The organism is Halobellus salinus (genome assembly GCF_014646875.1).
GTDB lineage: Archaea > Halobacteriota > Halobacteria > Halobacteriales > Haloferacaceae > Haloquadratum > Haloquadratum salinum.
Window position 1 is genome coordinate 134,245 of sequence record NZ_BMOC01000004.1, and the last position, 14,833, is coordinate 149,077.

The following is a 14,833-nucleotide window of genomic DNA, read 5'->3' on the forward strand; positions in this document are numbered from 1 at the left end:
TATTCGTTTCCGAGCGTGTGTTGATGCGGCCACGTGATTCATAAAGCTTCCCAAACGGATCGACATATCTGCCGCAGAGTGATCCTACACGGCGGTATTCGACGGATACGACGATCCTCGTCTGTGGGAGTGACCCACGCTGAGCGGCGGGACATACGGGTCAGCGGCGGTCGGGAATCCGCCGCAGCGAACGGCGTCAGAAAGACAGCGTATTCGGCCTCGGACGGATTGTCGTACGCAACCATCCGGCACCGCTCACACGGGTCGGCGATGGTTGGACGGCCGTTGCCGTCCCCCGGCTTAGTCCTCCGTGGTGAAGCGGCGGTCGTACCCGAACGGGTCGTACTCCCGACCGCCCCCGTCGAAGAACTTGTTGAAGAACTCCACGTACTCCAGACGCACCGACTGAAGCCCCGCGCTCGTGACGCCGAGCGCAAGCACGAGCAGGTGGCCGACCACCAGCACGAGGAGTCCAACGAGCATCGCCGCCGCGCTGCCGTGGACGAGCCCGCCGAACATGATCTCGGTCACCTCGTGACCGTGGGCCATCGACCCAACCTCGGGCATGTGTCCCAGGCCGAAATGCCACTCCGCGTCGGGGCCGGTCTCGGTCACGTAGACGCCGAAGAACATCAGGTTCACCGTGAACGCCATCCCCGCCTTCGCGAGCAGGACCGCAGCGAGCCGGGTGTACGAGAGCACGTTCACCAAGACGTTCAGGAACTCGACCGCCTCAATCGGTTCACCGACGATGAGGAGCCCGAGCCCGATGAAGAACGCCAAGAGTGGGAGCGTGAACGGTCCGTTGATGACCGGGATGGTGAAAAGCTCCATCGCCGGGAAGCCGGCGAATCCCAGCGGCAGGACGCCCTCGCTCGAAAATGTCGTGTAGATGAACTCGGGGGCGGTCCCACGGAGGGCATCGCTGAACACCCACACCCACAGCCCGTTCATCATCAGGAGCCACGAGCCGTTCTCATAGACGGCGTGTTTGAGGTCGTGTAGCTGGTAGTCGTCGGCGAACCCGACGAGCCACGCGATGTTGAGGTGGAAGACGCCGGCGAGGACGCTGACCACGAGCCACCCGCGCGCCCAGTCGATTCCGGCGGGCGAGAGCCCCTTCTCGATCGGGGCGTGGGCCAGCCCCACGACGCCCTCCCAGAGGTACGTCGAGATGACGTGAAGCCCGAACAACTCGCCGTAGAGGACCCCGAAGACCGCGGTGAATATCCCCGCCGCGATCGTCACGCCACCCATACTCCGGAACGCCGGGCTGTCCTCGAAGTTGGTGTAGAGGAAGTAGCCGATCGCGGTGTAGATGATACCGTACCCCAGATCGCCGATCATGAATCCGAAAAAGGCCGGGAAAGTGAGGAATATCACGACGGTGGGGTCGAACTCCCGGTAGCTCGGCCGGCTGACCGCCTGCACTAGGACCTCGAACGGCTTGACCACGCCGGGGTTGTCCTGCACCGTCGGCGGCTCGTCGTCGTCCATGACGACAGGCGTCCCCCCGTCGGCACGGGCGTCGTCGGTACTCCCGCCGTCGGCGGCCGTGGGCGACCCGACCTCGCCGCCCGGTTTCCCGGGATCGGCCGGCACGTCCTCGCGGACGTGGTCGGTGCCATCGGCCGAGAACCGCGCGCGCTCGAGCTCTTCGACCTCGACGCGGTCGCCGACCGCGTCTTCGATGGCGGCCTCGAAGTCGAGGTACTCCTCGCTGGGGATCCACCCCTCGGCGACGAACGCGTTGTCGGTGGTCGCAAACGACAGCGGCGCCTCGGTCCGCTGGACGTCGATCGAGAGCTTCTCTTCGGCCGCCAGCAGAAAGCCCGCCGCGTCCGTCTTTTCGGATTCGAGCTCCGCGTCGACGGTGTCGAGGTCGGACTCGAGCCGGTCGCGCTCGTGTTCCAGTTCCGCGGCGTACTCCCCGGGACTGCCCTCGCCGTCGGGGACGTCGAGTGCGGTGAACTCCGCACCCACCAGGGCGTCGTTGAGAGCGTCGCCGGCGTCGGTCTCTGCGGCCGGCCGCGCGAAGACACAGAGCGTGTCGTCCCCGGCAAACACCTGGTAGGTCTCGATCGCCGCCGCGTCGCCGAGGGCGCGTTCGACCGTCTCGCGGTCGCCGGTCCCGACGGCGACCTCAAGGGTGTCGTACCCCGACAGCAGGTCGAGGTCGATGCCGAGGTCGACGAACGGCTCGATCGATTCGAGGTCGTCGTCGATCGACCGGATCTGCGATTCGAGGTCCTGGCGCCGGTCGTCGAGGTCGTTGACCCGTGTCCTGATCTCCGCGAGCTCCTCGTCGAGGGCGTCGTCGGTGACGATCCGGGTCGGTCCGGCGTCCTCGGCGTCGAGACCGAGAATGCTCTCGAGCGCGCGGACGGTCACCAGCCGCTCGGAGGACTCCTCGGCACCCGATGCGGGGTCGCCCGGCTCGAAGCCTTCCCAGGAGCCGTCGTACTCGGTAACGTGCAGTAGGTTCAGGCCGTGGACGGTGTCAATGACCGCCTCCATCACTGCACTCGATCCCGTCACCGAGACCTTGCTCATGCGCTCAGGTCTGAGCATCTACCGCCTCCTCGACCCGTTCGATCGTGTATTCGACCGCCTCCTCGGCGTGTTCCTCGGCGGACGCGATCAGTTCTTCCCGGTCTTCGGCCCCCTCCTCGACGAGCTGCTCCTTTTCGGCCTCGATCTCCTCGCGGGCCTCCGCGAGGCGTTCGGCCTCGTACTCGTCGGCCTCGGCCTCCGCGTCGGCGCGAATCTCGTCGGCCTCCCGCCGAGCCGCCTCGATCCGCTCGTCGCGGTCCGCCTCCGCCTCCGTAATGATCTCGTCGGCGTCGGACTCGGCCGCCTTGATCCGTTCGAGAACCTCTGGTCTCGGCATATTCGTATCACCGAACAGTTACGGAACGGCGTATAAGGTGTTTGCGGAACGCCCCGGCGAACCGCCGTTCACCGTTCGGTAGCGCGGAGGCCCCGTCCGCAGCGAGCGAAGCGAGCAGGGGGGAGAAAGCGCGTTCGCATCGGTGCAAGACTCGCCGAGATACACCCTGCCACACTCTCCGGGGAGCAAAATGGACCGCGTGGAGAGGCCGCCGTAGACCGGGCCTGAATCCGGGGATGACGAAGCCAGAGAGTGGCCGAGAACACCGGAAATTACAGTCGGGTGCGACGGCTTCGGACTTCGACCACGGGACGAAACACCGCGCAGGAACCCCCTTCGCGTGCTCGTCTTGCCGGCGTGAACCGCGCCACGTCCACGCACGGGGGCGGATGGAAACCGCACGGGGAACGCCCCGCCCTCAACAAGCGAACCGCACGGGGAACGCCCCGCCCTCAACAAGCGAGCCGACCCGCGAGCGAGTAGGGCGGGGTAGTCTACTCGTCCGGCTCCGTCGCCCGGATCCGCACCGTTATTGCGGTCGCGTCCGTTACAGCGACCAATGGGTATCCTCGAAGACAAGGCGAACGCGCGCCTGTTCTACAAATACCTCTCGAAGGTGTACGACCGCATCAACCCCGCTATCTGGAACGAGGAGATGCGCAACGACGCCCTGGAGTGGTTCGCGATTCGGGAGGACGACCGCGTTCTCGACGTGGGGTGTGGAACCGGGTTCGCGACCGAGGGGTTACTCCAGTACACCGACAACGTCTACGGCCTCGATCAGAGCCGCCACCAGATGGAGAAGGCGTTCGCGAAGTTCGGGGCCCGGAATCGGGTCCGGTTCCACCGCGGTGACGCCGAACGGCTGCCGTTCGCGGACGACTCCTTCGATAAGGTCTGGTCGTCGGGATCGATCGAGTACTGGCCGAACCCGGTCGACGCGCTCGCGGAGTTCCGCCGGGTGGTCAAACCCGGGGGTCGCGTTCTCGTGGTCGGCCCCGACTACCCCGAAAACCCCGTGTTCCAGCGGCTCGCCGACGCGATCATGCTGTTCTACGGCGAGACGGAGGCCCAGCGCATGTTCGAGGCGGCAGGGTTTGTCGACATCGAACACCACATCCAGCAGAACAAGCCGGGCACACCCAAAGCCATCACCACCATCGCGCGCGCACCGGCGGACAAGGCGGCCGGCAGGGCCGTCGAAACAGCCGATAACGCTGACGCCTCTCCCGACGCCGACGCTGACGCCTCTCCCGACGCCGACGCTGACGCCTCTCCCGACGCCGACGCTGACGCCTCTCCCGACGCCGACGCCGAGGCCGACGCCTAGTCCGCGGTTCCCCGCACCGTCGCCACCCGTTCGTCGCCGACGTAGATCCTCACCGACACGGTCCGGCCCGGGGCCGGTTCCGGGTCGTTTGTCCCTGCCACCCGGACCGACCCGGTCTCTTTCGGACTCCAGGTTCCGTCGCTCGCAACGTTGAACGGCCCGGTCGGGCCGCCCCGGAACCCCGTTGCGGCGAAGAACGGCACCGGCGGCTGGTGAGCGAGCGGCGTGCCGTCGATTGCGACGACCAGCCGAACCCGTTCGGTCCGGAGATCCGGCCCCGCCTCGTGGGTCACCGCGATCGCGTCGCCCTCAACGGTGAGCGACACCGCGATCGACCCCGGCGCACCGGGGTCGTCGCCTCCGAGGTCCTGGCCGGTCGCCGTCGCAACCGCCTCCGCGCCGGCGGCGACGACGCCCCCGAGCGCGAGGCCGACCGCGAGCAGGACAACGACGCCGACCACCGGAGCTGTGCCGCGTGCCATCACGGGGGGGCTGGCCGCGCTCTCGGGGATGAACCTTCGGTCTAGTCACCCGGCACCTCCGCCCGCAACACAGCACCGCTCACCCGGCCGGCGTCGCCGTCGGGGTCGTCGTCCCCGCGGTGTCGGTTCTGTCTCCGGTGCTGTTGTCCGTCGCGCCGTAGACCGACGGCGTCCGCGTCGGGTCGACCGAGAGCACGACCACCGAACTCCCGTCGATCGCGGTCACCTGGTAGGTCCCCGTGGGTGCGACGGTCCACAGCGACCCGTCGCCACCGGTCCGCCCGACGACCGCACTCCGACCGCCGGGCGGGCCGACGGTGATCTGGGCGTCTACCGGCTCGGCGTCGTCCGTGCTGTTGAGCCGGAGTCGGGTCGGGCCACCCGGATACGTCCGGTGGGCGGTCAGTTCCAGGCCGTCGCGCGTGGCCGACACGGAATTCGGTGTCATAACCTGGTCGAGCGGCCGGAACTGGAACTCCTTGAACACCCGCTGGCTCCCGCTGTCGACGAACGCCACCAGCCGGCCGCGGCGGTGTTCGATGGTGACGCGTGTGCTGTCGCTGCCGGGGTTCCCCAGCGTGTCGTCGCGGAGGCGTTCTGCCGCGATCGTGGGGTAGGCCCCTTCGGTGACGTTCACTGCGTCAGCCAGGGTGAACTCGCCGTTGTCGCCGCCGCGGAGCGGCTCGCGGTACACCTCACGCACGTACGTCCCGTCACGGAGGATCCCGAGCGCGACGCTCTCGGGACCGGTCTGGACGAAGAACCGGGCGGAGTCGGCTTCACCGGTGAGGACCGCCGCGGCGTGCCCGCGAACTGGGCCGGTGAGGGTGTTCAACTCGAGTTCGATGTTGCCGAACCGCGACGATGGGATGCTGAACCCCGGGGTTGACTCCACAACCGATTGGATTCGCTCCCGGCGGTCCTCGAGTTCTCGGGCCTCCGCGTCGATCTCGGCGAGTTCATAGAGGAGCCGCCGCGGCGGCAACTCCGCCCGGGCGTACGCGTCAACCACCTGCCGCTGGCGGGCGCGGAGGGAGATCACCCGCTGTTCGATCGCGCTGACCTCCTGGAGCAGCAGCTGCTGGCGGCGCTCGTCGGACTCTGCCGAATCGATGCGTTCGAGCGCCGTCCCGGTTGACACCCGCAACCCGGTGGTTGTGGACTCGAACGCCAGCCCGCTACCGAGTTCGACCGATTCGAGCTCCAGGCTGCTCCGGGTGCTTGCGCCCGACGGGATGGCGAGGACGTTCAACGGCAGTTCGGCGGCCCCGGTCTGCGGGTCGGCGTTGGCCTGCGCCGGGGCTCCGGGTGTCGTCACCGCCGGTTGGGTGGGTGTGGCGGCCGCGGCGGTGTCCGCGCCCCACGTGTTGTCGGGGGTGGCGGGCCCGGCTGCCAACGGCGCCGGATCCGCGACGGCGACCCCCGAGAGCACCACGAGGAGGGCGACTGCGGGAGCGAGGGCGCGCATACAGAGAACGTAGCGCCGGGGCTGTAATAAAAACGCCCCATCCCGGTTTCGGGTGACCGCACCGACCCGCCCGATGGAAAGCGTTTTGACCGTTCCACGAGCACTGCCAGCAAATGCGGACGTCCGCGCTGTGGATCGCCCTCCTTCTCGTGGTCGCTGCGGTCGCACCAGCGTCGGCGTTTGCTGCGGCCCCAGCCGCTGACGCGGACCGCTCAATCCCGTCGCGGGCGACACAGCCGGTCGACGCCGCACTCGGCGGCGAGGGCGTCCGGTTTCAGACCGACGACGCCGGCGCCGCACCCACCACCGTCGAGGTCTCGCTCCGCGAGGACCGCAGCGCGTTCTGGCGGATCGAGGCGGCGTACGCGCTTGAGACCGACAACGAGACCGCAGCCTTCCGGACGGTGGCCGACCGCTACGAGTCGGGTGAGGCGGACGTCGGCCCCAACGCCGTGCTCTTCGAGACCATCCAACGGCGGGCGAGCGAGGCCACCGGCCGGGAGATGGCGATCGCGAACGTGACGTATCACTCCTCGGTCGACGACTCAGCCGACCGCGGCACGCTCGCGCTCACCTTCCGGTGGAGCAACTTCCTGCGGGCGGGCGAGAACGGGACCTTGGTGCTCGACGACGCGTTCAGGCTCCCGACCGCCAAGGAGGACCGACAGCGCACGTGGCTGTCGGTCTTCGACAGGAGCCAACAGATTCGGATCCGGCCGCCCGACGAGTACACCGTGACGAGCACGTCGATTCCGGTGCAACAGCGCGAGAACGCGGTCGTGCTGGCGGAGCCCTCGGATTTCGAGGGCGAGTCCGCGCTCCGGATCACCTACACGCCCGTTGAGCAGACCGACCAGTTCCCGGTCGGGCTTCTCGCGGGGATCGGTGTCGTCGCGGTCGTCGCCGTCGCCGGCGGGGTGTGGGTGCTTCGGCAGCGCTCCGGCGGCGGCGCCGGTGGAGCGCCGCCGGCGACGCCCGGCGATACCCCGCCTTCGGCCGGCACCACCGACCCGACCGATCCGGCGGATACCGACGCCGACGGCACGCCCCCCACGGCAGCAGCCGACGACAGCGACAGTGCCGACGGCGAGGACGTCGACCTCTCGCTGCTCTCCGACGAGGAGCGTGTCGAGCGGCTGTTGGCGCAGAACGACGGCCGCATGAAGCAGGCCACGATCGTCGACGAGATGGGGTGGTCGGACGCGAAGGTCTCACAGTTGTTGTCGGCGATGGCCGACGAGGGGCGGATCAACAAGCTCCGGCTCGGCCGGGAGAACCTCATCTCTCTGCCCGACGACGACGCCGGCGACAACGAGGCAGCCTGACAGCCACCCGTGAGTGAACTCGTGGGGTGTCGGCGTGAAACGCTGTACCCCGGGTGACCGGCAGCACCGTTCCGGAACCTCTTTTGCCGCGCCATCCGGATCTGGGCGTAATGGAGTACCTGGAGCGTCGGGTCTCGATGGTCGAGGACCGCCTCGAGGCCGTGATCGAGGCGGTCGACCCCCCGGAACTGTCCGCGGAGGTCGCCCACGTCGCGCTCGCGGGCGGCAAGCGCGTCCGGCCGGCGGTCACCGTCCTCTCGTGTGAGGCCTGCGGCGGCGACCCCGAGGACGCGGTCGACTTCGCGGTCGCGATCGAGTTGGTCCACAACGCCTCGCTCGTGATCGACGACATCATCGACCGCTCCGACGTGCGGCGCGGCACCACCAGCGCGTGGACGGAGTACGGCTACGGCCCCGCGATCATCGCCTCGGACGGCCTGCTGGGCGAGGCGTTCGCGCTCCTCTCCCGGGACGACCACGCCATGGAGATCGTCGCCGAATCGATGGCGGAACTGGGCGAGGGCGAGGCCACGGAACTCGTGGCCCGCCCCACCAACGAGCGGGAGTATATGCTTCTCGCTCGTCGGAAGACCGGCGCGCTGTTCCGCGCGGCCGCCGAACTCGGCGCGGTCGCGGCCGACGCCGACCCGTTCACCATCGAGGCGTTCGGCGACTACGCCGAGCGGGTTGGGGTCGCGTTCCAGATCCGCGACGACGTCCTCGACGCCACCGCCGACGCCGACGCCCTCGGCAAGCCCACCGGCCAGGACGCGCAGATGGACCGCCCCTCCCTGGTGCAGGTCACCGAACTCACCGTCGAGGAAGCCGACGGACGGGCCCGCACCCAGTCGGAACAGGCGCTCGACGCCTTAGCGACCTCCAACGTCGACGAAAGCGACTCCCTGGAGTATCTCCGGCACCTCGCCGAGTTCGTCGTGGTTCGGGAGCGGTAGCAGCCCCGCTGGGCGGGTCGCGGCGTCGGCGATCACCCGTTGGCCGCCTCGGCCGCAGTCGGGAACCTCGATTCCGCGATCGCGAACGCGAGCGTGCTGAACACCCCGAGGAGCGTCCCCGCTGTCAGCCCGATCGCGACCCCCGTCAACGAGAACGACCGCACGCCCGCGACCGCCTCGGGCAGGAAGAACCCCGAGACGACGTAGAGCACGACCCCGATGGCGACGACGTAGAACGGCGCGTTGAGGTACCGCCACTCGAAGCGGTCGGCGAGGTACTCGTCGGTGACCTGCCCCAGACTCGAGGTGACGCCCGCAGCGGCGAACCACTGGACCGCACCGTGGATCAACGCCGCGAGAACGATCGGCGGCGTCGGGTCGATCACGTTCGCGCGCACCGTCCCGAGGAGCGCGTAGCCCCGGAATCCGCCGACGACGAGCAGCGCCGCCGCGGCGACGTAGGTGATGAGCGTGACCCGGCCCTCGTAGAGCACATCCCGGACGCGCTCTGCGCTCTCGTCGACAGCGCCTTCCAGCCCCAACCCGCGAAACAGGGTGTAGAGCCCGAGTAGCGCAGAAATGACCCCCAACACCACCGCGCCGGGGACGTCGAACAGGCTCGCAATCGTGACGAACGGGTAGATGAGAAGCAGGATCCCCAGCGGCACCAGGATTGTCCCGCGGGTTTCGGGGTCGGCGAGCACCTGCTTCATAGTGTAGTAGATCGATTCGAGGTCCTGGGCCTGTCGGACGACCACGCGGCGGACGCTGTCGATCGGCACCCGCGAGCGGACCACCGGCAGCACCGATTCGTCCTGGGCGCCGTCGGTGATCACGATCGCACCGACGTTCTCGCCGGTCGAAAGCCCCGCGAGCACCCGGTCGATCTCGTCGCCGATCGCCCGATTGGCCTGCACGTCACCGCCCTGGGTGCCGGTGACGGCCGCGACGGTCACCGCCTCGTCGACGTCGGGATCCGACCGGAGCGCGTCGTACTCGTGGATGCCTTGGAACAGCACGTTGACGTCGGAGTCCTCCGGGTCGACCGTCGCGAGGTCGACGGCCGCGGCCTCGACTGCGTCCCGGCCCACGATCGGGGTGTCGGCGCCGGTCTTCCGGCCGAGGTCGTCGTCGAGGTCGACACAGAGGACCAGCAGCATCCCTCGAACGTACGTCGCCGGAGTATATCTGTTTTCGGGAGCGAGGGCGGTCGCTCCCGGTGTTGCTACCGCGGCGCCGCGTCGCGGTCGACACCGGCACCCCGACGGCCGGCGGCGCGGGCGGAGATGGGTATATTCGACTCGAGTCCTCACTACGTATGTCGTGTCGAAACGCCCCGGCATCCGGGCGGTTGCGCTCCTCCTCGTCGTCCTCACGGCGGGGTGCGGGACGACCGCGTATCCGACGGACAACCCCGAACAGAACGCGACGCTGCCGGGGTACGACCCCGGCTCGGACGTGTCGCCGGTCGAGACGCGGGCGTTCTGGGACCGCTCGTCGAACTGGGAGGATCCCGACGTCCGGAACGCCACCGTCACCAGCCGAGCCTACGCGTACCCCACCCTGCGCGGCACCGACGCCGCCGTTGTCTACACGACTCCCAAGAAGCCCTACGTCGAGTCCGACCGCCCGCGGTCGATGTCGCCGGTCGAACTAGCGGCTCTCGCCACCCGGTCGGTCGACACTCCGTTGCCCGGCACCGACAGCCGGCGAGTGTTCTCCGGGACGCTGCTCGACAGGGAGGTCCCGGTCCAGGCGCTGACCGACGGCAACGGGACAACCACCGGGTACGTTGCCCATGTTGCGACCAGCGATGCGGTCGTGGTCGTGGTCGTGGTCGTTGCCGGCGGCGCCGACCGCCGGACCGTCACGCGCGTCCTCAGCAACGTGACGCTGAACAGCGGGGTCGCGGCCGCGGGCTGACCCCGTCGGGTCGCTCGTTCCGAACCCGCTCCGGTCACAATCGACGACCGCCGACACCCGCAGCCAACAGTATAAATACCGCGCGTCCGGCGGTCGAACCATGCTGGACGAACTCCTCGGCCGGGCCGAGCTGAAAGACCGGATCGAGGCACTCCAAGAGGAGAAGCGCCACCTCCAGCGCCGGGCAGAGGCCGAAGAGGAGCGGCGCTCGGAGGCCGCGCGGAAGCGCCAGGAGGCCGAAGCCGAGGTCAACCGGCTGGAGGACCGGATCGGGGGACTTGAAGAACGGATCGGGCGGCTTTCGGCGACCGACGACGTTGAGGTGTCGTTCCGCGGGACCGAGACCCTCCGCGGCGACCGTCGGGACGAGGTGCTCGCGCGGCTTGATTCGTTCGAGACCAGTGCGGAAGGAGCGCTGACCGCGATGGTCACCGAGGACGTTCCGGACGCCCTCCGCGACGTGCTCGGCGAGCGGACGGCGCTGATCAGGCGGGCGGCCCCGTGTCTGGTCTGCGTCGACGACGCCGGCTTGGTCGCGGCCGGACTCGCCCCGCCGACCCCGCCCGCGCCGTTCGTGGAGTGGGGCGACTCGTTCCGGATCGACCGGTCGTGGTTCGCCCCGGTCAAGCCGACGTGGGTCGCTCTCGTCCGGTCGGATCGGTTCGCGCTTGGGGTTTATGCTGGTGACGCGGTCACGCCGCTCGACGAGATCGAGTCCGACGTGCGGGGCACACACTCGAAAGGCGGGTTCTCGCAGGCGCGGTTCGAGCGCCGGCGGGACCAGCAGGTCGACGAACACCTCGGCCGCGCCCGCGAGGCGCTCGAAGCGCACCTCGGCGCCGACGCTGGCGAGGAGTCCCGAGCGGGATCCGGCGCCGACGGCCCGACACCCCCAGCCGACGCCGACGTGGTCGTGCTCGGTGAGCAGACGGTGCTGGGGCGGTTCACCGACCTCGCAGACCGGACGGCCACGGTTGACGCCACGGGAGACCCCGCCGACGCGCTCCGGAGCGCGGTCCGGGACTTCTGGGCCGTCCGGCTGTCGCTTCTGTGATCCGGGTCGTGCCACCCAGACCGCCCGCATCCCCAACCGACCGCGACGACTAAGATCGGGGACCGTCATCTCCCAGACTGTGCCAGACACGCCAGCCACACACAGCGACCGGGTCGTCGTTCTCGCACACGGGCAGTTTCCCGGCCGGGCGAAGACCGCGGTCGGCGTGCTCAAATACAGCGACAGCGATGTCGTGGCCGTTCTCGACCGCGAGCGCGCGGGCACCGCCGCCGCGGATCACCGGTCGGACCTCCCCGACGTTCCGATCGTGGCGTCGATGGACAACGCCCCGGCGGCCGACACGCTGCTCATTGGGATCGCGCCCATCGGCGGAGGGTTCGACGAGTCGTGGCGGCCGGACGTCCGAACCGCGATCGAACGTGGGTGCGACGTAGTCGCGGGGCTCCACTACTTCCTCGCCGCCGACGACGAGTTCGCCGCACTCGCCGCCGAACACGGTGTCTCCCTCCGTGACGTTCGGCGACCCGATCCGGACATCGGTGTCGCGGGCGGGCGGAGCGCCACCGTCGACGCCGACGTGGTGTTGACGGTCGGCACCGACTGCTCGGTGGGGAAAATGACCGTCGCGCTCGAACTGGTCGATGCGGCCCGCGAGCGCGGCGTCGACGCGGGGTTCGTTCCCACCGGGCAGACGGGGATCGTGATCGCCGGGTGGGGGACCCCGGTCGACCGGGTGGTCTCGGACTTCACCGCGGGCGCGGTTGAAGCCATGATCTCCGAGGCTAGCGACGACCACGACGTCCTGTTCGTGGAGGGACAAGGCAGCATCGTCCACCCGGCGTACTCGGCGGTCACCTGCGGGATCCTTCACGGCGCGATGCCCGACGCGATGGTCCTGTGTCACGAGGCGGGCCGGGAGGTGGTCCACGGCTACGAGTCGTTCGACCTCCCTCCGGTGCCGGAGTACGTCGACCGCTACGAGCAACTGGCCGCGCCGGTCCACGACAGCGAGGTCGTCGCGGGCGCGGTGAACACGAGCGGGATCGACGCGGACGGGGAAGCGCGAGCCGCGGCCGACGACTACGCCGACGCTATCGGTGCGCCCGCGACCGACCCGATCCGGTTCGGCGCTGACGCGATCCTCGATCCGATCCTCGGAGGCCGGTAGCGCATGCTCGATACCGAGTTCGAGCGGGTTTCGCTTCCGATTTCGGACGCGTTCACCATCTCGCGCGGGACACAGGAGACCGCCGAGAACCTGGTGGTTCGGATCTCCGACGGGTCGGGGGCCACCGGCGTCGGCGCCGCCGCCCCCTCGCCCCACTACGGTGAGTCCGCCGCAACGGTCGAAGCCGTCCTCCCGGCTCTGCTGTCGGTCGTCGAGTCAGTCGGCGACCCGCACGCACGCCAGCGGATCGAGCGGGACCGAAAGGACGTGATCGCCGACAACCCCGCCGCCCACGCCGCGGTCGACATCGCACTCTCCGATCTCGCCGCGAAACGCCTTGGCGTCCCGCTGTACCGCAAGTGGGGACTCGACCCCGACGCGACCCCGATGACGTCGTTCACGATCGGGCTCGATTCAACTGACCGGATGCGGGAGAAGGCAGCGGCGGCGGCCGACGCGGGCCACGAGGTCCTGAAGGTGAAGCTCGGAACCGACCGCGATAGCGAAATCATCGCAGCGGTCAGAGACGCCGCGCCCGACGCCCGACTGCGCGTCGACGCCAACGGGGCGTGGACCCCGAACGAAGCCATCCGGCAGATCGACGCGCTCGCGGACCACGACGTGGCGTTCGTCGAACAGCCGGTGCCCGCCGCCGACCCCGACGGGCTCCGATACGTGTACGAGCGCTCCCCGCTCCCGGTCGCGGCCGACGAGTCGTGTGTGACACTCCCGGACGTGCCCGCGGTCGCCGACCGGGCCGACATCGCGAACATCAAGCTCATGAAGTGCGGCGGACTCGGGCCGGCCCGCCGGATGATCCACGCTGCTCGCGCCCACGGATTGGAGGTGATGCTCGGGTGTATGATCGAGACGAACGCTGCGATCGCGGCGGCGTGTCACCTCGCGCCGCTACTGGACTACGCCGATCTCGACGGATCCCTTCTCCTCGAATCCGACCCCTACGCCGGCGTCCCGGTCGACGGCGACGGGATCCACCTGTCGGCGCTCGACGACCGCGGACTGGCCGGGACGGGCGCGCGACGGGACGAGTGAGACCAGCGAAACAACGTCCGGGAGACCGGATCGCGCCGCTCAACCGTCGTCCCGCTCACGCGATGCTGGCTACAGAACCCATCAGGGCGGGAATGGAAGGGGCTGCGCGCTTGACGAACCCGGACGATGCAAGCACCGAGGAGCGAACCGGGCGAGACCGGAGGTCTCGCTGGAAACCGGCGGCCCGCCGCCGGTGACGCAGTGAGCGACGAAGCGCGTCGTCCGAGAGGGCCGCCCTCTCAGGATCACGAAAGACGCTGCGCGTCTCTCGGACGACAGCGAGTCCCGGGAGTCGAGCGCGCAGAGGCCTTCGGGCTCGTAGTCGGTCCGTTCACATCAGCGCTGCCTACTCCCACATCGCACGGTTCCGCGAACGAAGCGCTTAGAAGTGGTTCGGGCGTAATACGGGTATGACCGACTCCGACCCACAGATCACGCTGTACCGACTCCAGGCGTGCCCGTTCTGCGAGCGCGTCGTGCGGGTGCTCGACGACCTCGACGTAGCGTACGACTCCCGGTTCGTCGAGCCGATGCACTCCGAGCGCAACGTCGTCAAACGTGTCTCGGGCAAGCGGAGCGTCCCAGCGATCGTCGACGGTAACACCGGGGTCACGATGTCGGAATCCGCAAACATCGTGGCGTACCTCGAACGCACCTACGGCGACGGGGGGGCCGCCTGATGGAGTTGGGGTTCGAGGTCATCGACCTCCCGACGAGCGACCATCCGGAACCCGGCGACACCGCCCCCGACTTCACCCGGCCGCTGGTCGGCCCGGAGTACTGGGCGGACGCGTCGCTGTCGGACGTCGTCGGGGGGCCGACGCTGCTCGCGTTCCACCCGATGGACGGCGCCTTCCCCGCGACGTATATGTGGAACGCGATCGACGACCACGGGTTCGCCGAGGACGTCCAACTGGTCGGCGTTTCCGCGTCGTCGCCGTACGAGCACAAGGACCTCCTCGAAGAGCGCGCCGAGGGCGCCCGGCTCTTTTCCGACCCTGACGCGGGCGTTGCGGAGGCGTACGACGTCGAGAACCACCTCGACGGAATGGAAGGCGTGACCGAACACCGACCGGCGGTGTTCCTGCTTGACGCCGACCGGACGGTCCAGTACGCGTGGGTCGCCGACGAGTGGCCGGCGTTCCCCGACTACGAGGAGGTCGCCGCGGCGATCGACGAGCACGCATAGGTAGCAATAGCTCTCCGAAGGCACTGGTTCGTTAGGG

Annotated in this window: 14 protein-coding genes; 9 read left to right on the top strand and 5 right to left on the bottom strand. The window is 69.1% G+C overall.

All coding sequences use genetic code 11. The annotated features are described in order from the left end of the window. Positions 1 to 300: 300 nt before the first annotated feature. Both IEX72_RS05210 and ahaH read right to left on the bottom strand, forming a co-directional pair. Entirely contained in the window at positions 301 to 2,571 is a 2,271-nt protein-coding gene (locus IEX72_RS05210) for a V-type ATP synthase subunit I (protein ID WP_188786323.1), read from the bottom strand. Further along, entirely contained in the window at positions 2,558 to 2,890 is a 333-nt protein-coding gene (gene ahaH / locus IEX72_RS05215) for an ATP synthase archaeal subunit H (protein ID WP_188786324.1), read from the bottom strand. Before ahaH ends, IEX72_RS05210 begins: the two co-directional genes overlap by 14 nt. Before the next feature lie 559 nt (positions 2,891 to 3,449). On the opposite strand from ahaH, the gene IEX72_RS05220 reads away from it, so the two are divergent. Further along, complete coding sequence (locus tag IEX72_RS05220) at positions 3,450 to 4,220, top strand: methyltransferase domain-containing protein (RefSeq protein WP_188786325.1); 771 nt, start codon at positions 3,450 to 3,452, stop codon at positions 4,218 to 4,220. Here IEX72_RS05220 and IEX72_RS05225 read toward each other — a convergent pair. Further along, positions 4,217 to 4,702, bottom strand: coding sequence for a type IV pilin (locus IEX72_RS05225; RefSeq protein ID WP_188786326.1), 486 nt, complete (start codon positions 4,700 to 4,702; stop codon positions 4,217 to 4,219). The two genes, IEX72_RS05220 and IEX72_RS05225, sit on opposite strands and share 4 nt — an antisense overlap. A 79-nt stretch (positions 4,703 to 4,781) precedes the next feature. Continuing rightward, the gene (locus IEX72_RS05230; RefSeq protein ID WP_188786327.1) at positions 4,782 to 6,170 is read right to left on the bottom strand and encodes a DUF7096 domain-containing protein; all 1,389 of its coding nucleotides are present in this window, start codon (positions 6,168 to 6,170) and stop codon (positions 4,782 to 4,784) included. A 113-nt stretch (positions 6,171 to 6,283) separates the two neighbouring features. On the opposite strand from IEX72_RS05230, the gene IEX72_RS05235 reads away from it, so the two are divergent. Next, positions 6,284 to 7,495, top strand: coding sequence for a helix-turn-helix transcriptional regulator (locus tag IEX72_RS05235; protein WP_188786328.1), 1,212 nt, complete (start codon positions 6,284 to 6,286; stop codon positions 7,493 to 7,495). A 110-nt stretch (positions 7,496 to 7,605) separates the two neighbouring features. Then, positions 7,606 to 8,448: a polyprenyl synthetase family protein gene (locus IEX72_RS05240; protein ID WP_188786329.1), complete on the top strand. Its 843-nt coding sequence runs from the start codon at positions 7,606 to 7,608 to the stop codon at positions 8,446 to 8,448. 32 nt (positions 8,449 to 8,480) lie between these two features. Here the strand turns inward: IEX72_RS05240 and IEX72_RS05245 are convergent, their stop codons facing one another. Further along, positions 8,481 to 9,608: a DUF373 family protein gene (locus IEX72_RS05245; RefSeq protein WP_188786330.1), complete on the bottom strand. Its 1,128-nt coding sequence runs from the start codon at positions 9,606 to 9,608 to the stop codon at positions 8,481 to 8,483. A 163-nt stretch (positions 9,609 to 9,771) separates the two neighbouring features. On the opposite strand from IEX72_RS05245, the gene IEX72_RS05250 reads away from it, so the two are divergent. From IEX72_RS05250 to IEX72_RS05275, 6 genes are all read left to right on the top strand, one after another. Further along, complete coding sequence (locus IEX72_RS05250; RefSeq protein ID WP_188786331.1) at positions 9,772 to 10,371, top strand: hypothetical protein; 600 nt, start codon at positions 9,772 to 9,774, stop codon at positions 10,369 to 10,371. A 100-nt stretch (positions 10,372 to 10,471) separates the two neighbouring features. Then, positions 10,472 to 11,425 carry a Vms1/Ankzf1 family peptidyl-tRNA hydrolase gene (locus IEX72_RS05255; RefSeq protein ID WP_188786332.1) on the top strand — a complete coding sequence of 318 codons (954 nt, stop codon included), beginning with the start codon at positions 10,472 to 10,474 and terminating at the stop codon, positions 11,423 to 11,425. A 79-nt stretch (positions 11,426 to 11,504) separates the two neighbouring features. Further along, complete coding sequence (locus IEX72_RS05260) at positions 11,505 to 12,554, top strand: DUF1611 domain-containing protein (protein ID WP_188786333.1); 1,050 nt, start codon at positions 11,505 to 11,507, stop codon at positions 12,552 to 12,554. A gap of 3 nt (positions 12,555 to 12,557) precedes the next feature. Then, positions 12,558 to 13,607 carry a dipeptide epimerase gene (locus IEX72_RS05265; protein ID WP_188786334.1) on the top strand — a complete coding sequence of 350 codons (1,050 nt, stop codon included), beginning with the start codon at positions 12,558 to 12,560 and terminating at the stop codon, positions 13,605 to 13,607. Between the two features lie 410 nt (positions 13,608 to 14,017). After that, positions 14,018 to 14,287, top strand: coding sequence for a glutaredoxin family protein (locus IEX72_RS05270; RefSeq protein WP_188786335.1), 270 nt, complete (start codon positions 14,018 to 14,020; stop codon positions 14,285 to 14,287). Then, the gene (locus IEX72_RS05275) at positions 14,287 to 14,796 is read left to right on the top strand and encodes a peroxiredoxin family protein (RefSeq protein ID WP_188786336.1); all 510 of its coding nucleotides are present in this window, start codon (positions 14,287 to 14,289) and stop codon (positions 14,794 to 14,796) included. The genes IEX72_RS05270 and IEX72_RS05275 overlap by 1 nt, the downstream gene beginning before the upstream one ends. The last annotated feature ends 37 nt before the right edge of the window (positions 14,797 to 14,833 follow it).